17 protein-coding genes are annotated in these 20,622 nt (G+C 61.4%); 6 read left to right on the top strand and 11 right to left on the bottom strand.

The features are described 5' to 3' along the window. The first annotated feature begins 33 nt into the window (after positions 1-33). Positions 34-1,443, top strand: a complete 1,410-nt coding sequence (locus JFT58_RS06660; RefSeq protein WP_054897677.1) for a pyridoxal phosphate-dependent decarboxylase family protein — start codon at positions 34-36, stop codon at positions 1,441-1,443. A 125-nt stretch (positions 1,444-1,568) separates the two neighbouring features. Here the strand turns inward: JFT58_RS06660 and JFT58_RS06655 are convergent, their stop codons facing one another. Next, entirely contained in the window at positions 1,569-3,905 is a 2,337-nt protein-coding gene (locus tag JFT58_RS06655) for a putative bifunctional diguanylate cyclase/phosphodiesterase (RefSeq protein ID WP_054897756.1), read from the bottom strand. A 332-nt stretch (positions 3,906-4,237) separates the two neighbouring features. Between JFT58_RS06655 and lon the strand changes: the two genes are divergently transcribed. From lon to cmoB, 5 genes are all read left to right on the top strand, one after another. Continuing rightward, positions 4,238-6,658 carry an endopeptidase La gene (gene lon / locus JFT58_RS06650; protein WP_054897755.1) on the top strand — a complete coding sequence of 807 codons (2,421 nt, stop codon included), beginning with the start codon at positions 4,238-4,240 and terminating at the stop codon, positions 6,656-6,658. 203 nt (positions 6,659-6,861) lie between these two features. Further along, positions 6,862-7,251: a protease inhibitor I42 family protein gene (locus tag JFT58_RS06645; RefSeq protein ID WP_054897754.1), complete on the top strand. Its 390-nt coding sequence runs from the start codon at positions 6,862-6,864 to the stop codon at positions 7,249-7,251. A gap of 1 nt (position 7,252) precedes the next feature. Then, on the top strand, positions 7,253-7,909 hold the full coding sequence (locus JFT58_RS06640; protein WP_054897753.1) for a lysoplasmalogenase: 657 nt from the start codon (positions 7,253-7,255) through the stop codon (positions 7,907-7,909). 36 nt (positions 7,910-7,945) lie between these two features. Further along, entirely contained in the window at positions 7,946-8,689 is a 744-nt protein-coding gene (cmoA, locus tag JFT58_RS06635) for a carboxy-S-adenosyl-L-methionine synthase CmoA (protein WP_047712669.1), read from the top strand. After that, positions 8,686-9,642 (top strand): tRNA 5-methoxyuridine(34)/uridine 5-oxyacetic acid(34) synthase CmoB, encoded by a 957-nt coding sequence (gene cmoB / locus JFT58_RS06630; RefSeq protein WP_054897752.1) that lies wholly within the window; start codon positions 8,686-8,688, stop codon positions 9,640-9,642. The genes cmoA and cmoB overlap by 4 nt, the downstream gene beginning before the upstream one ends. Before the next feature lie 117 nt (positions 9,643-9,759). On the opposite strand, the gene tadA is transcribed toward cmoB, so the two are convergent. The 10 genes from tadA to lptF all read right to left on the bottom strand — a co-directional run bounded on the left by tadA (position 9,760) and on the right by lptF (position 20,375). Beyond that, a complete protein-coding gene (tadA, locus tag JFT58_RS06625) occupies positions 9,760-10,251 on the bottom strand; it encodes a tRNA adenosine(34) deaminase TadA (protein ID WP_054897751.1) in 492 nt (163 codons plus the stop codon). Beyond that, entirely contained in the window at positions 10,251-11,633 is a 1,383-nt protein-coding gene (locus JFT58_RS06620; protein ID WP_054897758.1) for a multicopper oxidase family protein, read from the bottom strand. The genes tadA and JFT58_RS06620 overlap by 1 nt, the downstream gene beginning before the upstream one ends. A 225-nt stretch (positions 11,634-11,858) precedes the next feature. Beyond that, the gene (pdxJ, locus tag JFT58_RS06615; RefSeq protein WP_003188860.1) at positions 11,859-12,602 is read right to left on the bottom strand and encodes a pyridoxine 5'-phosphate synthase; all 744 of its coding nucleotides are present in this window, start codon (positions 12,600-12,602) and stop codon (positions 11,859-11,861) included. Between the two features lie 51 nt (positions 12,603-12,653). Next, positions 12,654-13,343 (bottom strand): DNA repair protein RecO, encoded by a 690-nt coding sequence (recO, locus tag JFT58_RS06610; RefSeq protein WP_034128656.1) that lies wholly within the window; start codon positions 13,341-13,343, stop codon positions 12,654-12,656. A gap of 195 nt (positions 13,344-13,538) precedes the next feature. Beyond that, positions 13,539-14,441: a GTPase Era gene (gene era, locus JFT58_RS06605; RefSeq protein ID WP_005785147.1), complete on the bottom strand. Its 903-nt coding sequence runs from the start codon at positions 14,439-14,441 to the stop codon at positions 13,539-13,541. After that, positions 14,434-15,123, bottom strand: a complete 690-nt coding sequence (rnc, locus tag JFT58_RS06600) for a ribonuclease III (RefSeq protein WP_003188856.1) — start codon at positions 15,121-15,123, stop codon at positions 14,434-14,436. The genes era and rnc overlap by 8 nt, the downstream gene beginning before the upstream one ends. A 144-nt stretch (positions 15,124-15,267) precedes the next feature. Continuing rightward, the gene (lepB, locus tag JFT58_RS06595; RefSeq protein ID WP_003188855.1) at positions 15,268-16,122 is read right to left on the bottom strand and encodes a signal peptidase I; all 855 of its coding nucleotides are present in this window, start codon (positions 16,120-16,122) and stop codon (positions 15,268-15,270) included. Positions 16,123-16,127: 5 nt separating this feature from the next. Beyond that, the gene (lepA, locus tag JFT58_RS06590; RefSeq protein WP_032877619.1) at positions 16,128-17,927 is read right to left on the bottom strand and encodes a translation elongation factor 4; all 1,800 of its coding nucleotides are present in this window, start codon (positions 17,925-17,927) and stop codon (positions 16,128-16,130) included. 257 nt (positions 17,928-18,184) lie between these two features. Next, on the bottom strand, positions 18,185-19,264 hold the full coding sequence (lptG, locus tag JFT58_RS06585) for an LPS export ABC transporter permease LptG (RefSeq protein WP_003188851.1): 1,080 nt from the start codon (positions 19,262-19,264) through the stop codon (positions 18,185-18,187). Next, entirely contained in the window at positions 19,257-20,375 is a 1,119-nt protein-coding gene (lptF, locus tag JFT58_RS06580) for an LPS export ABC transporter permease LptF (protein ID WP_034128657.1), read from the bottom strand. The genes lptG and lptF overlap by 8 nt, the downstream gene beginning before the upstream one ends. Between the last annotated feature and the right edge of the window lie 247 nt (positions 20,376-20,622).

Here is a 20,622-nt window from a genome sequence, read left to right as displayed (position 1 = left end):
ACTTTTATTGCTCGTGCACATGGACGTTTATCTATGACCCCCGAAGAATTCCGCCAACATGGCTATGCCATGATCGACCTGATTGCAGACTACCGACAGAACATCGAACAACGCGGCGTGCAGCCCACCACCCGACCTGGCGAGATCAAAGCTGCCCTGCCGGCCAGCCCGCCTGACACGGCCGAACCGTTCGAACAGATCATGGGCGACGTCGAAAAACTGATCATGCCCGGCTTGCTGCATTGGCAGCATCCCAGTTTCTTCGGGTTCTTCCCTTCCAATGTGGAACTGTCCTCAGTGCTGGGCGATTGCCTGAGCACCGGCCTGGGTGTGATTGGGTTGTCCTGGCAATCCAGTCCGGCTCTCACCGAAATAGAGGAAGTCACCACCGACTGGCTGCGCGACATGCTCGGCCTGGGCCGCACGTGGAGCGGTGTGATCCAGGACTCTGCGTCCACCTCCACGCTGGTGGCGCTTATCAGCGCCCGGGAACGCAGCTCCGATTACGCGCTGATGCACAACGGCCTGCAAAACAGCAGCGCGCCCCTGATCGTCTACACCTCAGCCCATGCCCACAGCTCGGTCAACAAGGCGGCGATCCTGGCCGGGTTCGGCCAGAACCATATCCGCACCATCGCCACCGACGCACACCATGCAATGTCGCCCCAGGCACTGGCGCACGCCATCGAACAGGACCTGGCCGCCGGCAACACGCCCTGCGTGGTGATTGCCACCACCGGCACCACGGCCGCCATGGCGATCGACCCCCTGGAGGCCATTGGCGACCTCACCCAACGCTACGGCCTGTGGCTGCATGTGGACTCGGCCATGGCCGGCGCCGCGATGATCCTGCCGGAATGCCGGGCCTTATGGGATGGCATCGAAAAGGCTGACTCCCTAGTGCTCAACCCGCACAAATGGCTGGGCGCGGCCTTCGATTGCTCGGTGTACTTCGTGCGCGACCCCGAGCATTTGATTCGCATCATGACCACCAACCCGAGTTACCTGCAGTCCAGCGCAGACGGCCAAGTGCGAAACTACCGTGACTGGCGGATCTCCCTGGGCAGCCGTTTCCGCGCCTTGAAGTTGTGGTTCCTGATACGCGAGCAAGGCGTCAGCGGCCTGCAAGCGCGGTTGCGGCGAGACCTGGCCAATGCGCGCTGGCTGGCAGAGCAGATCGAAGCCACTGAGCACTGGACACTGGTGGCCACGCCCGCCTTGCAAACCCTGTGCATTCGCCATGAACCGCCGGGTTTGGAAGGCCAGGCACTGGACCATCACACGCGAGCCTGGGCAGAAAAACTCAACCAGTCAGGCGATGGTTACGTCACCCCCGCCATCCTCGATGAGCGCTGGATGGTGAGGGTGTCCATCGGCGCGCTGGGCACCGAGCATCAGCATGTCCAAAGGTTGTGGGTGCGATTGCAAGCCCTGGTCGCTTGAACGCTGCCAAAGTAGCCCCCCTGTGGCGAGGGAGCTTGCTCCCGCTGGGCTGCGCAGCGGCCCCAAGATCCTGGGAGCGCTTCGCACTCCAGCGGGAGCAAGCTCCCTCGCCACAGTCAAACTGTCTAGGTTGGCACCTGCTCACGCCGCATCCACCGCTCGAACGCCATGGCATTGAGCGGGCGGCTGATCAGGTAGCCCTGGGCCGTGTCGCAGTTCCAGCGTTTGAGCAAGGTGAGGCTGTGTTCGAACTCCACGCCCTCGGCGACCACCTTGAGCCCCAGGCTATGACTCATCTCGATGGTGGAGCGCACGATCACCCCGTCGCCGCTGGTGCTGTCGAGGTTGCGCACAAAGGACTGGTCGATCTTCAGCTCTTGCACCGGCAGGCGCTGCAACTGTGCGAGGGAGGAGTAACCGGTGCCGAAATCATCCACCGACAGGCTGATCCCGCAATTGCGCAGCTGCTCCAGCACGCTGAGGGCCTGCTGCGGGTTGTGCATAATGGCGCTCTCGGTAATCTCGAAAATCAAATGCTCGGCGCCCACATGGTATTGGGCCAATAGCGCGGTGACGCGAATGGCCAAGTCATCATCCGCCAAGTCGTTCACGGAGATATTCACCGACAGCTGGATAACCAGCCCACGCTGCGCCCATTCGGCAATCTGGCGGATGGCTTCCTCGATCACCCACAGGGTCAGGGCACCCATGCTGCCAGTGCGTTCGGCCAACGGAATGAACTCCCCCGGAGACACTTGCCCCAGCGTCGCGTGTTGCCAGCGCAGCAAGGCTTCGGCCTGGCCCACGTGCCCGTGCCGCAGGTCGAGCTTGGGTTGGTAGCACAGGAACAACTCGCCTTCGATCACGGCGCGGCGCAAGTCGCGAATCAGGGTGATCTGGCGTTGGTGGGCGAGGTCGCGGTCCGGTTGGTAGATCTGCAAATGCCCCGGCAGGTTGGCCGCGTCGTGCCGGGCGATGGCCGCGCGGTTGATCAACTCTTCCACCTGCTGCCCATCAGCAGGGTACGCGGCGATGCCGATACTCACCTCATGGCGCACTTCGTCATTGCCGATGCGCAGGGGTTCGGTCAACGCCCCATGCAACTGGTCGGCGCGGGCCACGGCAGAGTCGATCTCGGTGTTTTCCAGCAACAACAGAAACTCACTGCCGGCGATGCGCGCGGCGGTGTCGCTGGCCAACAGGCTGCTGGACAAGCAGCGGCTGGCCTCGCACAACATGTGCTCGACACCTTCGGGGCCGAACCCTTCGTTGATGACTCGGTAGTTTTCAATCCCCACGTACAGCAACACCACCGACCGCCGTGCGCTGATCGCACTGCCCAGGCGCTCCATGGCCAAGGCACGGTTGGGCAATCCGGTGAGCGGGTCATGCAAGGCATTGTGGGCCAGTTGCCGTTCGCGCAGGGCGATGCCGCTTTGCATGGCATTGAACGCCCGCGCCAGCAGGCCGAACTCGTCGTGGCTGCGCACCCGCACCGGGGTGCGGTAGTCACCGGCCCCGATCCGTTCAGCGGCTTGCACCAGCGCATTGAGCGGGCGTGACACTCGCCGCGCCAGGAATAAGGCCACCGCCAGCGAGACCAGCAGCACCGCCAGGGCAATCCCCATGAACTGCCGGTCCAGCGGCGCGAAGGATTCCAGCGCATGGTCCAGCGGGCTTTGCAGCAACACGCGCACTTCATCGCCTTCGCCGCTGTTGGCCAAGGGCAACACTTGGCTGAGCACACGCTGGCCATGGAACAGCTGGATCTTCGCCTCAGGATCGACCTGCGTGCCATGCAAGAGGCTGATAATGCTTGGGCGCCAATTGCCAGGGTGGGTGGTGAACAGCTGACCGAGATGGCCGTCCTGCACACTGAGGAACGACACCTCCAGGTTGCTCATGGAGCGCAGTTCATGGGCGAATTGCGTGTCCATGGGAAAGCCCATGACCACGCGTGCGATCGGCACAGGCCCGAGCACATCTTTTTGCACCAGCAAATAGGGGCGCCCGGCCATGGCGACGATCAACATTTGCTGGCCGCTGCGCCGCGCCTTGCGCAAGGCATCGGCATACGGGAACAACTGGCCCCGCGTCTGCACCAGCAGGGTACTGACCATGACCCTGTCATCCAGGCCCAGCACCACCACTTCGCTGGAACTGACCCCGGTGCCATGGGTGCCCAGGGCCTCCAGGATCGGCACCGTCCGGCCGCCGGCCACCGCCTGCTTGAACGGCCCATCGGCGGTCAGCCAGTCCAACCCGTACTGCAAGCGCCGCCCGCGCAGGTCCAGCAGGCGCTCGAACACCTGCCGCCCGGTGTTCAACTGTACGTCGGCCTGATTCTCCACCGCACGGGTGGTGGCAGCGTGCACGGCAAAATAGGTGGCGGCCACGACCACCAGCAACAACAGCGCCAGCACCCCGGCTATGCGGGTCTGAAACGTGTGGCGCCAGTGCATGGCCGCGCCCTCGGGCCGCGCTCGTCGCTCTTGGCCGTGCTTTCCTTGTGTCATACGCGTCCCTGCCGACTGCTAACCGGCGTCAAAAAAACATCCTTTTTTATGGGGAATTTTATTAAAGCAGGTTAGCTGGGACTGGGGATAAGTAAACCCAATAAAAGCTGGGTCTAGCCGTCACATTATTGACGATCAGTTCGAAAAGCGGAGGGGTAAAGTACGTTGACCGCAACCCTCCCGTTATTTCATGCAAATTGTTGCTAACGACGCCCCCCCATTGAAACCACCGCAACCCCGCCCCATCTAACCTGCATACTTACTGATGCAGGTGCCCCATGAGCGACCAGCAAGAATTTCCAGATTACGACCTCAACGATTACGCCGACCCCGAAAACGCTGAAACCACCTCGTCCAATACTGGCCTGGCCCTGCCTGGGCAAAACCTGCCGGACAAGGTCTACATCATCCCGATCCACAACCGGCCGTTTTTTCCGGCACAAGTGTTGCCGGTGATCGTCAATGAAGAACCCTGGGCCGAAACCCTGGAGCTGGTGAGCAAATCCGACCACCATTCCCTTGCGCTGTTTTTCATGGACACGCCGCCCGAAGACCCACGGCACTTCGACACCTCCGCCCTGCCGCTGTACGGCACCCTGGTGAAGGTGCACCACGCCAGCCGCGAGAACGGCAAGCTGCAGTTCGTCGCCCAGGGCCTGACCCGCGTGCGCATCAAGACCTGGCTCAAGCACCACCGCCCACCTTACCTGGTGGAAGTCGAATACCCGCACCAGCCCAGCGAGCCGACCGATGAGGTCAAGGCCTACGGCATGGCGCTGATCAATGCGATCAAGGAACTGCTGCCCCTCAACCCGCTGTACAGCGAAGAGTTGAAAAACTACCTCAACCGCTTCAGCCCCAACGACCCGTCGCCGCTCACTGACTTTGCCGCCGCCCTCACCTCGGCGACAGGTAATGAGCTGCAGGAAGTGCTGGACTGCGTGCCCATGCTCAAGCGCATGGAAAAAGTGCTGCCGATGCTGCGCAAAGAGGTGGAAGTCGCGCGCCTGCAAAAAGAACTCTCCGCCGAGGTAAACCGCAAGATCGGCGAGCACCAGCGTGAGTTCTTCCTCAAGGAACAACTCAAGGTCATCCAGCAGGAGTTGGGCCTTACCAAGGACGATCGCAGCGCCGATGTCGAACAGTTCGAACAGCGCCTGCAAGGCAAAGTGCTGCCGGCGCAAGCGAAAAAACGCATTGATGAAGAACTGAACAAACTGTCGATCCTGGAAACCGGTTCGCCGGAATACGCCGTCACGCGCAACTACCTGGACTGGGCCACCTCGGTGCCGTGGGGCGTGTACGGAGAAGACAAACTCGACCTCAAGCACGCGCGCAAAGTGCTCGACAAGCACCATGCGGGCCTGGATGACATCAAGAGCCGCATCCTCGAATTCCTAGCGGTGGGCGCCTACAAGGGCGAAGTCGCCGGTTCCATCGTATTGCTGGTAGGCCCGCCGGGCGTGGGCAAGACGAGTGTGGGCAAGTCCATCGCCGAATCCCTGGGGCGGCCGTTCTATCGCTTCAGTGTCGGCGGCATGCGCGACGAGGCCGAGATCAAGGGCCACCGGCGCACCTACATCGGCGCCCTGCCTGGCAAGCTGGTGCAGGCGTTGAAAGACGTGGAAGTGATGAACCCGGTGATCATGCTCGACGAGATCGACAAGATGGGCCAGAGCTTCCAGGGCGACCCGGCGTCGGCGCTGCTCGAAACCCTGGACCCGGAGCAGAACGTCGAATTCCTCGACCATTACCTGGACCTGCGCCTGGACCTGTCCAAAGTGCTGTTCGTGTGCACCGCCAACACCCTGGACTCAATCCCCGGTCCGTTGCTGGACCGCATGGAAGTGATTCGCCTGTCGGGCTATATCACCGAAGAAAAAGTCGCCATCGCCAAGCGCCACTTGTGGCCCAAGCAGTTGGAAAAAGCCGGCGTGGCCAAAAACAGCCTGACCATCAGCGACGGTGCCTTGCGCGCCTTGATCGACGGTTATGCGCGAGAGGCCGGCGTGCGTCAGTTGGAGAAACAGCTGGGCAAACTGGTGCGCAAGGCGGTGGTAAAACTGCTGGATGAGCCTGACTCGGTGATCAAGATCGGCAACAAGGACCTGGAAAGCTCCCTGGGCATGCCGGTATTCCGTAATGAGCAAGTGCTGTCCGGCACCGGCGTGATTACCGGCCTGGCGTGGACCAGCATGGGCGGCGCCACCTTGCCGATCGAAGCGACGCGCATCCACACGCTCAACCGCGGCTTCAAGCTCACCGGGCAGTTGGGTGAAGTGATGAAAGAGTCCGCCGAAATCGCCTACAGCTACATCAGTTCCAACCTGAAGTCGTTTGGCGGCGATGCGAAGTTCTTCGACGAAGCCTTCGTGCACTTGCACGTGCCGGAAGGCGCCACGCCGAAAGACGGCCCGAGCGCCGGCGTGACCATGGCCAGTGCGTTGCTGTCCCTGGCCCGCAACCAACCGCCGAAAAAAGGCGTGGCGATGACCGGCGAACTGACCTTGACCGGGCATGTACTGCCGATTGGCGGGGTGCGCGAGAAGGTGATTGCGGCGCGGCGCCAGAAGATTCACGAGTTGATCTTGCCGGAGCCCAACCGTGGCAGCTTTGAAGAGTTGCCGGACTATTTGAAGGAAGGGATGACGGTGCACTTTGCCAAGCGGTTTGCGGATGTGGCGAAGGTGCTCTTCTGATAAATATCCAGACCTGATCATTCCCACGCTCTGCGTGGGAATACATCCCGTGACGCTCCGCGTCACAAAGCGGACGCGGAGCGTCCAAGGCAACGTTCCCACGCAGAGCGTGGGAACGATCGGCCAACGCAAAACCCCACCTTGTCACACCTTGTCTCATCTTCGGTTATGCTCCCCCTTCGTCGTGTATTAACGGAGCCTTCATGACCGCTGCCCGCCTGTTTCTCCCCTTGAGCCTTGCCCTGCTGGCCGGATGCGCCAGTGCCCCCAAGCAAAACGTCAGCGTGGACAACCAGAGCGCCTGCCCGCTCCAGCTTAAAAACGGGCAAAACCTGATCCTCACCCTGCCCAGCAACCCCACCACCGGTTACCGCTGGGCCATCCAGGACTCCGCCGGCGGCGTGTTGCGCGCCTTGAGCCCCGAGGTCTACAGCAGCACCGAGTCCGGCGTGATCGGCGGGGGCGGCCAGTCCACCTGGCGCTTCCAGGCGTTTGCCGCAGGGCAAGGGCGTTTGCGCCTGACATCCCAGCAACCTTGGGAGCCGGAGGCCGAACCTGTCGAAACCTTTGACTGCGCCATTACGGTGAACTGATATGCCATGGCTGATCCTTGCCTTGATGGGCGCCGGCACCTTTGTCTATGGCCTGGCGACCCATGCGACGCTGCTGTGCCTGCTGGTCAAGCCACTGCCGGTGCTGGCGCTGCTGGGTTGGCTGCATGACGCGCCGCCCACCGAGTATCGACGCTGGATCAGCCTGGGGTTGATTTTTTCCGTGGTGGGCGACGTGCTACTTGCCTGGCCAGGCGACCTGTTTATCTTTGGCCTGGGCGCGTTTCTGTTCGCGCACCTGGCCTATCTCAAAGCCTATTTCAGTGACTGTCGGCGCTTGGCGCTGCTGCCGCTGGTGCTGGCCCTCGGCGTAGGCGCAATCTTGCTGAGCATCCTGATCTCCCACGGCCTCGGTGAGCTTTTGATACCGGTGGTGGTTTACGCGCTGGTGATCAGCGCCATGCTCTGGCGTGCGTTGGCGCGACTGGGCAGCGAGGTGCCCAAGCGTTCAGCGTGGCTGGCGGCGGCGGGTGCGGTGTCGTTTGTGGTTTCCGACGCGCTGATCGGCATCAATCGGTTTGTGCTGGCGTTCGAGGCAGCGCCGTATTTGCTGATCGCCACCTACTGGCTCGGGCAATGGGGCATCACCGCCTCGGCTTTCCATCAGACAACCCGCGCATCCGAGGGCCAACTTGGCTAAAATGCCGGCCTTTCCCCCACCGTCGCCGGAACAACCGTGAGCAAAGAACCCGATCGCCTATTCGCCCAGCCCCTGCCCCAGGTGCCGGACTTCGCCTTTAACGAGGATGTGGTGCGGGTGTTCCCGGACATGATCAAGCGCTCGGTGCCGGGTTACCCCACCATCGTCGAGAACCTCGGCGTGCTGGCCGCGCAATTTGCCCAGCCCCACAGCGTGCTGTATGACCTGGGCTCTTCCCTGGGGGCCGTGACCCAAGCCCTGCGCCGCCATGTACGCACCGAGGGTTGCCGGGTGATCGCCGTGGACAACTCCGCCGCGATGGTCGAGCGCTGTCGCGAATACCTCAATGGCCAGGACTCGATGTTCCAGGAGTTGCTGCCCGTGGAGGTGATCGAGGGCGATATTCTCGCCCTGCAATTCAAGCCCGCCTCGGTGGTGGCCCTGAACTTCACCCTGCAATTTATCGCCCCCCAGGAGCGCCTGGCGTTGCTGGGGCGCATTCGCCAGGCGCTGCTGCCGGGCGGGGCCTTGATCCTCTCGGAAAAGCTGCGCTTTAACGATGTTGAAGAGCACGCGCTGCTGACCGACCTGCATATCGCCTTCAAGCGCGCCAACGGCTACAGCGAGCTGGAAATCGCCCAGAAGCGCAGCGCCATCGAAAACGTCATGAAGCCCGACAGCCTCGAAGAACACCGCGAACGCCTGCTGGCGGCCGGGTTCTCGAAAGTCGTGCCGTGGTTCCAGTGTCTTAACTTTGCCTCGTTGATTGCCTTGCCATGATTGATTTGTCCCCCCTCGCCCGCCACCTGGTAGGCACTCCTTTGGCCGTGTGGGCCCAGGGCCTGCAAGCGCAGCTCGATAGCAAGATGGAAAAAGGCCATGGCGACCTGGAGCGCTGGCAGAGCGCCTTGGATGCGCTGCCGAAGATCCAGCCCAACAGCGTAGATTTGCTCAACGGCCTGGTGCTGGACACCGATTGCGACGACGCCACCCGCGCGCAGATGCACACGGCGCTGATGGGCCTGAGCCCCTGGCGCAAAGGCCCGTTCCATCTGTTCGGCGTGCATGTGGACACCGAGTGGCGTTCGGACTGGAAGTGGTCGCGGGTCGCGCCGCACCTGGACCTCAAAGGCAAGCGCATCCTCGATGTGGGCTGCGGCAACGGCTACTACATGTGGCGCATGCTCGGCGCCGGGGCCGACAGCGTGATTGGCGTGGACCCCAACTGGCTGTTCTTCTGCCAGTTCCAGGCGGTGCAGCGCTACTTGTCCGAGCCCAAGGCCTGGCACTTGCCGTTCCCGTTCGAAGACTTGCCGGCGAACCTGGAAGGCTTTGACACGGTATTTTCCATGGGCGTGTTCTACCACCGCCGCTCGCCCATCGAGCATTTGCTGGCGTTGAAGGACACCCTGGTCAAGGGCGGCGAGTTGGTGTTGGAAACATTGGTGGTGGAAGGCGACCAACAACAAGTGCTGGTGCCAGAAGACCGTTATGCCCAGATGCGCAACGTGTGGTTCCTGCCGTCGGTACCGGCGTTGATGCTGTGGCTGCGCCGGGCCGGGTTCAGTGATGTGCGGTGCGTGGATGTGAGCGTGACCACGGTTGAGGAGCAGCGTGGAACGCAGTGGATGAAGTATCAGTCGCTGAGTGATTTCCTGGACCCTGAGGATCACAGCAAGACCATTGAAGGGCTGCCGGCGCCGATGCGGGCGGTGATCATCGCTCGTAAATGACACCACTATGATCGTTCCCACGCTCTGCGTGGGAATGCCTCTTGTGACGCTCTACGTCACGCTTTGGGACGCAGAGCGTCCTGTGCTGCGTTCCCACGCAGAGCGTGGGAACGATCATCACGGTTTAGCTCGTCGGGCTTTGAAGAACTCGCTCAGGACAGCCCCACACTCCTCGGCCAATACCCCGCCCTCAAACAACACCCGATGGTTTAGAAAACCCTGGGTAAAAAACTGCCCCTGGCTTTGCACGATGCCCGCCTTCGGCTCCAGCGCGCCATACACCACACGCGCAACCCGCGAATGCACGATCAAACCCGCGCACATGCTGCACGGTTCCAGCGTCACGTACAGCGTGCTGCCCACCAGCCGATAGTTGCTGATCGCCTGAGCAGCGGCGCGGATCGCGACCATTTCGGCATGGGCGCTGGGGTCGTTGCCACTGATGGGGCAGTTGAAGCCGCGGCCGATGATTTCACCGCCCTGCACCAGCACCGCACCCACCGGCACTTCGCCCAATGCAGCGCCTTGGGCGGCGAGCGCCAGGGCTTCGCGCATAAAGTCCTGGTCGCGGCTGCGGTCGATAATCGCGGCGGGACGAATCTGGCGCATCACGCCACCTCGATGGCGGCCATCAGGCCGGTTTCCATGTGGTCGATCACATGGCAATGGAACATCCACACCCCTGGGTTATCCGCCACCAAGGCCACGCGGGCGCGTTCGTTCTTGCCCAGCAGATAGGTGTCGGTGAAATACGGGATCACCTTGTGGCGGTTGGACGCAAGCACCTTGAAGCTCATCCCGTGCAGGTGGATCGGGTGCTGGTATTGGGTCATGTTCTTCAATTCGAAAATGTAGCTCTTGCCCTTCTCCAGCTTGGCAATCGGGCGGTCGGCACAGGTCTTGTCGGTGATGTCCCAGGCCTGGCCGTTGATCTGCCACAGGCTCGGCGGCTTGCCGTTTTCGACGTTGACCGACACTGAGCCGACCCATTCGAAATTGAAGTTGAGTTTCTCGGCATTGGCCAGGTCTGGCTCGGCAACCGGGTTGGCCGGCAATGCCGGTGGCCATGCGGTAGGCGCGTCGGTATTGGCGACAGAGCGGAAGGTGCCAAGGCGCACCGGGCCGTTGCGCAGCGACAGTTCTTCGCCCGCCGGTGGCGCCTTGATCGCCAGGCAAATGCGCATGCCCGGGCCCAGCCAATATTCCTTGCCCAACGGGCGCGGCTCGATGGGGTTACCGTCCAGGGCATAGATCTGCGCTTCGACGCCAGGAATATTGAGGCGATAAGTCAGGGTGTTGTCGAGGTTGAGTAGGCGCACGCGGGTGATTTGCCCAGCCGGCAGGTCGATCACCGCCTGGGGCACGCCGTTGATAGTCGAGAGGCGCCCGGCCGTGCCGCCACGCGCCGCTTCACGGGGGATGCTGAACTCGACAAATGCGCCCTCTTCGTCGATGTGCCAGTTCTTCAGGCTCAAGGTGCGCTCGTACTGGAAACCGGTGGGTTCGCGCTCTTCCACGATCAACGGGCCGACGAGGCCACGGCCGAGTTCTTCGCTGCTGCTCACGTGAGGGTGATACCAGTAGCTGCCGGCATCGGGCACGCGGAATTTGTAGTCGAAGTATTCGCCAGGCAGCACCGGCAATTGCGAGACGTAGGGCACGCCGTCCATTTCCAGCGGCAGGCGGATGCCGTGCCAGTGGATGGTAGTGGCGACTGGCAGATGATTGATAAAGCGCACCCGCAGCCATTCGCCTTGGCGCACCCGCAACTCGGTGCCCGGCGCCGATGGGCCGAACGCCCAGGCCAGGGTCTTGTGCCCCGGCACCAACTCTACGTCCAGGGGCGCGGCGATCAGCTCGTAATCGTGCCCCGCCTCGGACTCAGCGACTTTCCCCAGCCAGTAGCGGTAGCCACCGCCGGCACCGACGCCTACTACGGCCAGGCCAGCAAGACCACCCAGGATTTGTCGACGGGAAAAGGATCGGGACACAACAACCTCGCGTATCTGCCGCAGGCCAAGGGCCCGCAAAGGGCTGATACGATACACCTGCGTCGGCTAAACAGTAAGACTTCGCATTGCCGCACATTGAAAACACCGAAGACTCATCGTGTGGGAGCTGGCTTGCCTGCGATTGCAGTGGGCCAGCTACGAATACGTAAACTGACGCTCCGCTATCGCAGGCAAGCCAGCTCCCACAATGATCTTCATTGTTTATCAGTGCTTCGCAGCGGCCAGAATCAGGGCTTTCATCTCGGCCACTGCGCCTTTGAAACCGACAAACAACGCGTGCGCCACCAGGGCGTGACCGATATTCAGTTCGTTGATGCCCTTGATCGCAGCCACGGCTTCGACGTTGTGGTAATGCAAGCCATGGCCGGCATTGACGATCAAGCCTTCGTTGAGCCCGCAGTTCACGCCGTCGATGATGCGTTGCAACTCATCGGCCACTTCAGTCGGCGTGGTGGCATCGGCATAACGGCCAGTGTGCAGCTCGATGGCCGGGGCGCCGACACGGCGGGAGGCTTCGATCTGGCGTTCGTCGGCGTCGATAAACAGCGAGACTTCACTGCCGATCCGCGACAGGCGTTCCACCGCCGCCTTGATCCGCGCTTCCTGGCCAGCGACGTCGAGGCCGCCTTCGGTGGTCAACTCCTGGCGGGTTTCCGGTACCAGGCAGATATGCGCCGGGCGGATGCGCTCGGCGAACGCCATCATTTCTTCGGTCACGCCCATTTCGAAGTTCATGCGGGTTTGCAGCACGTCCTTGAGCAGCAGTACATCGCGCTCCTGGATGTGGCGGCGGTCTTCGCGCAGGTGCACGGTGATGCCGTCGGCGCCCGCTTCTTCGGCGTCCAGCGCGGCCTTGACCGGGTCAGGGTAACGGGTGCCCCGGGCCTGGCGCAGGGTGGCGACGTGGTCGATGTTGACGCCAAGAAGAATGCGATTGCTGGTGGTCACGGAAGCGCTCCTGAAAAGGGAAAGAATCGGTGCACAGCATACACGGGGACGTCAGGGCTTTCGAAACAACTCGCGACTGACCAGCGGCCGTCCGCCCAGGTGCACGGCCAGGGCCTGGCGCATCAGGCGCTTGGCGGCGGACAGCGCACCGGGAGCGTGCCAGTCGGCTTCGCTCATGGCCAGCAGTTCGGTGCCCTGAAACAGGCCGGGCTGCAGCAGGTACACACGCTCAAGCCCCGCATCGACTTGCAGGCGATACATGCCATCGGCGGCGATGGGCTCCCCGTGCAGGTCGTTGGCCAGTTCGAAGCCGTAGCCAAGGTCGTCGAGCAAGCGCCATTCGAAAGCGCGCAGCAGCGGTTCCAGCGGACGGCCTTCAGCGAGGGCCAGCAAGGTGGCAGCGTAGTGATCGAAGACCGCCGGGTGCGGGTCTTCGGCGGGCAACAGGCGAATCAGCAGTTCATTGAGGTAAAGGCCGCTGAACAGCGCATCGCCATTCAGCCAGGCCGAGGTGCCAACGCTTTCCAGGCGGCCGACGTTTTTCAGCTCGCCCTTGCCGCGAAACTCCACGTCCAGCGCCACGAACGGCCGCGCCAAGGTACCCGCCTTGCCCCGTGCGCTGCGCAAGACTGCGCGCAGTCGGCCTTGGGGCGTGAGGAAGTCCACCAACGCACTGGTTTCGCGGTAGGCGCGGCTGTGCAGGACGTAGGCGGGTTGGCTGGGGGGTGGGGATTGCGACATGAGACGGGGAATCTCTAAAGAAGGAGAGCGCTTGTGTGGCGAGGGGAGCTTGCTCCCGCTGGGCTGCGAAGCAGCCCCTCTAGCAGCCACCGAGTTATACCTGAAAAACCTCGTCGACCTTGTTGGGGCCGCTCCGCGGCCCAGCGGGAGCAAGCTCCCTCGCCACAGCAAGCCCGCCAGTCACTGTGCAACCCGTTACAGGTCGCCATAGCCCAGAGAGCGCAACGCACGCTCATCATCGGACCAGCCACCCTTAACCTTCACCCACAGGTTGAGCATGATCTTGGAGTCGAACAGCAGCTCCATGTCCTTGCGCGCTTCGGTGCCGATGCGCTTGATACGCTCGCCCTTGTCGCCAATGATGATTTTCTTCTGGCCGTCGCGTTCGACGAGGATCAGCGCATGAATGTGCAAGGTCTTGCCCTGCTGCTTGAACTCTTCGATTTCGACGGTGATCTGGTACGGCAGCTCGGCGCCCATCTGGCGCATGATTTTCTCGCGGACCAGTTCGGCGGCAAGGAAGCGGCTGCTGCGGTCGGTGATCTGGTCTTCCGGGAAGAAGTGCTCGTTTTCCGGCAGGTAACCGGCGATCACGCGCTCCAGGGCTTCGAGGTTGTGGCCGTGCTGGGCCGAGATCGGCATGATCTGGGCGTTCGGCAGTTGTTCCTGCAACCAGGTCAGGTGCGGCATCAGCTCGGCTTTGTCTTCGATACGGTCGGTCTTGTTCAGCGCGACGATCAACGGGCCGGTCACGTATTGCACACGCTCGAGGACCATCTGGTCTTCGTCAGTCCACTTGGTGCGGTCGACCACGAAGATCACCACGTCGACGTCTTTCAACGCGGCCGAGGCGGTCTTGTTCATGTAGCGGTTCAGGGCTTTCTCGCCGCCTTTGTGCATGCCAGGAGTATCGACATACACCGCTTGCACGTTGCCTTCGGTCTTGATGCCCAGCATGTTGTGGCGGGTGGTCTGGGGCTTGCGCGAGGTGATCGCGAGCTTCTGGCCGAGGATGTGGTTGAGCAGCGTGGACTTGCCCACGTTCGGGCGGCCGACGATGGCAACATAGCCACAGCGTGTTGCGGTTGAATCAGTCATGGCCATTCTCCACGCCCAGGGCAATCAGTGCTGCAGCGGCCGCTACCTGTTCGGCAATACGACGGCTCACACCCTGACCTCGGCTTTTTTCGTTCAATAAAGTGATTTCACATTCCACGAAGAACACCCGGCAATGGGGCTCGCCCTGGATATCCACCACTTCGTAGCGTGGCAGTTCGCAACCGCGGGACTGCAGGTACTCTTGCAGGCGGGTCTTGGGATCCTTGTTGGTATCTACCAGCGTCAGGCTTTCGATTTCCGAGGCCAGCCAGGCGACAACGCGCTCCTTGGCCGTCTCCATGCCTGCATCGAGGTAGATCGCACCGATCAAGGCTTCCAGGGCATCAGCCAGGATTGACTCGCGACGGAAACCGCCGCTTTTCAACTCACCGGAACCCAGCCGCAGGTACTCGCCCAGGCCAAAGCCTCGGGCCAGCACGGCCAGGGTCTCGCCTTTCACAAGGCGTGCGCGCAGGCGCGACAGCTGGCCTTCTCGCGCTTGGGGGAAGCGCTCGAACAGCGCCTCGCCGGCGGCGAAATTGAGGATAGCGTCACCGAGGAATTCCAGGCGCTCGTTATTGCGCCCTGCAAAGCTGCGATGTGTGAGGGCAAGGACCATCAATTCCTGGTCCTTGAAGGTGTAGCCGAGCTGACGCTCGAGACGACTTAGAGAAACGGTCACGGTTTATCCATATCTAGTTGATGGCACCGGCGGCCATCGACGATTGACGCAGTGTTCAAATTCAAATCCTGATGGGTACCGGGCATCGGAAAATGTCCAAGCCCCAGAAAAGCATTCGGCGCTGTGTTCACAGCGCCGCTTGTATTACTTGATCAGCCCGACCCGCGAGAAGTTCGGCAGGTGGCTGAGCTTGGGTTCCGGCCAACTCATCCAGACCGCGAAGGCTTTGCCGACAATGTTCTCGTCCGGCACCATGCCCAGCAGATCCTTGGGAATGTTGGGGTCATCCCAGTAGCGGCTGTCGTTGGAGTTGTCCCGGTTGTCGCCCATCATGAAGTAGTGCCCGGCAGGCACTTTCCACTGGCCATCCGGCATCGCACGGTAGCGGCTCATTTCCTTGCGGATTTGGTGCTCCACCGCACCGAGTTTTTCCTGGTACAGCTCGGCGCTGCCCAAGGTATTCGGCTCGGCGCCCAACAGCTTCTCGGCCACCGACTCACCATTGATGAACAGGCGCTTGTCGCTGGTGTAGCGCACCACGTCGCCCGGCAGGCCGACGACTCGCTTGATGTAGTTGACGTTCGGGTCGCTTGGGTAGCGGAACACCATCACATCGCCGCGCTGCGGGTCACCTACCGGGATGACTTTCTTGTCGATCACCGGCAGGCGAATGCCGTAGGAAAACTTGTTCACCAGGATGAAGTCGCCCACGTCCAGGGTGGGTTTCATCGACCCCGAAGGGATCTGGAACGGCTCTACCAGAAACGAGCGCAGCACCAGCACGATGAACAACACCGGGAAGAACGACTTGCCGTACTCAACCAGCAAGGGCTCTTTGTTCAGCTTCTCGACCACCACCGCATCGGGCTGGCTGACGCTGCCCTGATAGGAAGCGATGGCCGCCCGACGACGCGGGGCGAAGAACACCAGATCGAGCAACGCCAGGAGACCACAGACGGCAACGGCAATGACCAGCAACAGCGGGAAATTTAGTGACATAGGACCTAACTATCCAACCTGAGCACCGCAAGGAAGGCTTCTTGTGGAACTTCCACGTTGCCTACTTGCTTCATGCGTTTTTTACCGGCCTTTTGCTTCTCAAGCAGCTTGCGCTTACGGCTTACGTCACCGCCGTAGCATTTGGCCAGTACGTTCTTTCTGAGAGCCTTGACGGAAGTCCGTGCAATGATCTGCCCGCCGATGGCGGCCTGGATCGCGACGTCGAACATCTGGCGCGGAATCAGTTCTTTCATCTTCTCGGTCAGTTGGCGACCTTTGTAGTGCGCGTTGTCCTTGTGCACGATCAGTGCCAAGGCATCTACCTTGTCGCCGTTGATCAACACATCCAGTTTCACCAGATTAGCCGATTGGTAACGATCGAAATGGTAGTCCAGCGAAGCATAGCCGCGACTGGTGGACTTGAGACGGTCGAAGAAGTCCAGGACCACTTCGTTCATCGGCATATCGTAGGTCACTTGTACCTGGGTACCGAGGAACAGCATGTCGCGCTGCACGCCACGTTTTTCGATGCACAGGGTAATGACGTTGCCCAAGTGTTCCTGCGGTACCAGGATATTGGCCCGCACGATCGGCTCGCGCATGTCTTCGATGGCCGACAGGTCCGGAAGCTTGGAGGGGTTGTCGACGTAAATCGTTTCACCGGTTTTGAGCAGCAACTCAAAAATAACGGTTGGCGCGGTGGTGATCAGGTCCAGGTCGTATTCGCGCTCGAGGCGCTCCTGGATGATCTCCATGTGCAGCATGCCCAGGAACCCGCAACGGAAGCCGAAGCCCAGGGCGTCGGAGCTTTCCGGGGTGTACTGCAACGACGAGTCGTTGAGGGTCAGTTTTTGCAGGGCTTCGCGGAAATCTTCGAAGTCATCGGAGCTGACCGGGAACAGGCCGGCGTAGACCTGTGGCTGGATGCGCTTGAAGCCGGGCAGCACGTCGACGTCTGGCGTGGAGCTCAGGGTCAGGGTGTCACCCACTGGTGCACCGTGAATATCCTTGATGCCAGCGATGATGAAGCCTACTTCACCGGCTTTCAGATCAGTGGTCGCGGTGTGTTTCGGGTTGAATACACCGACGCTGTCCACCAGGTGGATCTTGCCAGTGGACTTGACCAGGATCTTGTCGCCCTTCTTCACACGGCCATGGCGCACGCGTACCAGGGAAACAACGCCCAGGTAGTTGTCAAACCAGGAGTCGATGATCAACGCTTGCAGCGGATCTTCGTAGTTGCCGGTCGGTGCGGGAATGGTGTGCACCAGGCGTTCGAGCACTTCGTCGACACCCAGGCCGGTCTTGGCGCTGCAGGTGACGGCGTCGGTGGCGTCGATGCCGATGATCTTCTCAATCTCTTCCTTGACGCGCTCAGGCTCTGCCTGGGGCAGGTCGATCTTGTTGAGCACGGGCATGACTTCCAGGCCCTGCTCGATCGCGGTGTAGCAGTTGGCAACCGACTGCGCCTCGACGCCCTGGCCGGCATCGACCACCAGCAACGCACCTTCACAGGCCGCCAGCGAACGGCTGACTTCGTAGGTGAAGTCAACGTGGCCAGGGGTGTCAATGAAGTTCAGTTGGTAAGTGATGCCGTCTTTGGCCTTGTAGTACAGCGTGACGCTGTGGGCCTTGATGGTGATCCCGCGCTCGCGTTCGAGGTCCATGGAATCCAGTACCTGGGCTTCCATTTCACGCTCGGCAAGGCCGCCGCACATCTGGATAAATCGATCGGCCAGCGTCGACTTGCCATGGTCAATGTGGGCGATGATGGAGAAATTGCGGATATGACTCAAATCACTCACGGATCAACACTCAAAAAGGCTGCAGGCAGATTGCCCGCTGAAAAATAGCCGGGAATTGTACCTGATGCTCAGGCCAGACGTCATCTTTGCTGACCAATACAAAAAAGCCCCACTTTAATGGGGCTTAAAACTGTAGGAGCGAGCTCGCTCGCGAAAATCGCCAACGATAACGCGCTTATTCTGGATAAACGCTGCGTTTCGCAGACTTTCGCGAGCAAGCTCGCTCCTACAGTGAGTGGCATTTAGCGAGCGCGGCTTCAACCCGCCCGGCGCAGCAGCCAGAACCCGGCCACGGCACAAATAGCTGTTGGCACCAGCACCGCAAACAGCGGCGAGAAGCCGAATACCAGGCTCGACGGCCCAAGCAAGTCCTGGGCGATGCGGAAGGTGAAGCCCACCAGCACGCCGGTAAATACCCGTTGGCCCAGGGTCACGGAGCGCAATGGCCCGAAAATGAAGGAGATCGCCATCAACACCAAGGCGGCGGTAACCACCGGCTGCAAGACTTTCACCCAGAACGCCAGCCAGTAGCGGCCATTGTTCAAACCCTGCTCCTTGAGGTAGTGGATATAGCTCCACAAACCGGAGATCGGCAGGGCTTCCGGCACCATGACCACGGTATTGAGCAATTCCGGCTTGAGGGCGATATCCCACTGTTCGGTCGGCACGTTGACCACTTCGGTGCTGGACTGGGTGCCCTGGCCCACGTTACGGAAGTGCGTGGTGGTGACGTCGCTCAGTTGCCATTGCTCGCCACTGTACTGCGCGCGCTTGGCGAAGCTGGACGACAGCATGTGCCGTTCTTTGTCGAAGGTGTAGCGGGTCACCCCGATCAACAGGCCACCCGGCTGCACGGCGTTGATGTGGATGAACTCGTCACCCTGGCGGTGCCACAGGCCGTGCTTGGCGCTTTGCGCATCGCCCGAACCCTGGGCCAGGGCGCGATTGGCCTGGGCGGTGGCTTCGGCCGGTGGCGCGACGTATTCACCGATCAGCACACTGCAGGCCATCAGCAGCAGCATCGGCTTCATCACCGCCCAGACGATACGGCCGATGGAAACCCCGGCGGCGCGCATGATGGTCAGCTCGCTGTTGCTGGCCAGGGTGCCCAGGCCGATCAGGCAGCCAATCAGCGCGGCCATTGGCATCATGTCGTAGAGGCGGCGCGGCGCGGTCAGTGCGACGTAGCTCAGCACGTCCGTGACTGTGTAAGTGTCAGTAACGTTGCCCACTTCATCAATGAAGGCGAACAGCAAGGCCAGGCCGAGAATGATGCCCAGTACCGCCAGGATGGCGATCAGTACGCTAATGCCGATGTAGCGATCAAGCTTAGCCACGGGCCAACTCCTTCAGGCCACGACGGCTCTTCATTTTCAAACGGATAGGTTCCCAGTAAAGCAGCCCCAGGCCGATCATCAGGAAAACCCCGTGCACCCACCACAGGCCCAAGGCCGGTGGCAACTTGCCCTTCTCCAGGGAACCACGGGCAGAAATCAGGATGGTGAGGTAGGCCATGTACAACAGGATCGCCGGCAGCAACTTGAGGAAACGCCCTTGGCGCGGGTTGACGCGCGACAGCGGCACGGCCATCAGGGTCACGATAAACACCAGCAGCGGCAGGGACAGGCGCCATTGCAACTCGGCGATGGAGCGCAACTCCGGGCTGCCGAACAGCGATGAGGTGGGCAGTGCGTCGCGATCGGTGACCTCGTCACTGATCTCGGCCTTGGGCAGCATGACGCCATAGGTGTCGTACTTGATCGCCCGATAATCCGCCAGGCCAGGGCTGCCGTCGTAGCGGTAGCCGTTTTCCAGGATCAGGTAGCGATTGCCATCGGGGCGGATTTCCTGGCGACCGCTGTCGGCCACCAGGATCGAAATACCCCGATCCTTCTGGTTCTGACCGAGGTTCTTCTGGGAGATGAACACGCCGCCAAGGTTGGAGCGGTCGTCGGTCATGGTTTCGGTGTAGGTCACTCGCGAACCGTCGCTGAGCGACTGGAAGCGACCGGGCTCGAGGGTGTCGAACTCAGTCATCGCATCCTGCTTGTTCAGCAGCAGCTGGAACTGCATGGCCCCCTGGGGCGCCAGGCTCATGCTCAACCAGGCCACCACCAGGGCAACACCGGCGGCAGGCACCATGGTCATGGCCAGCAGGCGCTGCTGGCTCATGCCGGTGGCCGACAGCACGGTCATCTCGCTTTCCAGGTACAGCCGGCCATAGGCCAGCAATATGCCGAGAAACAGGCCAAGCGGCAGGATCAACTGGAGCATGCCGGGCATCCGGTAGCCCATGATCAGGAACAGTGAGCCCGGATCCAGGGCGCCAGCGGCGGCTTGGGCCAGGAACTTGACGAAACGACCACTCATGATGATGACCAGCAACACCGCACTCACGGCACTCAGGGTCAACAGGACTTCGCGGGACAGATAACGGAAGACAATCAAACCAGACACTCCAGGGTTGTCAGGCTAAGGCGGCCAAACAAGCAAGCATACCGAGTCGACCCGCTTACCACGGGCCGGCTAAAAAGATGGCGCATTATCCTGTGATTGACCTCGCCTGTCACGGAGCTTACTCATGCGCACGCACAAAGCGTGCGCCAAGGGTTGTCAGGCTCCGTTGGCGAGGTTCAAACTGCGGCCTTTGTCGCTGGCGGTTTACAACGCTGCCGAGCTTTAAAGCCGGAGTACA

Source organism: Pseudomonas sp. MF6767 (assembly GCF_016405475.1).
Lineage (GTDB): Bacteria > Pseudomonadota > Gammaproteobacteria > Pseudomonadales > Pseudomonadaceae > Aquipseudomonas > Aquipseudomonas paracarnis.
The sequence above is the reverse complement of the archived record's forward strand: the minus strand, read 5'-3'. Positions and strand labels throughout refer to the sequence as shown.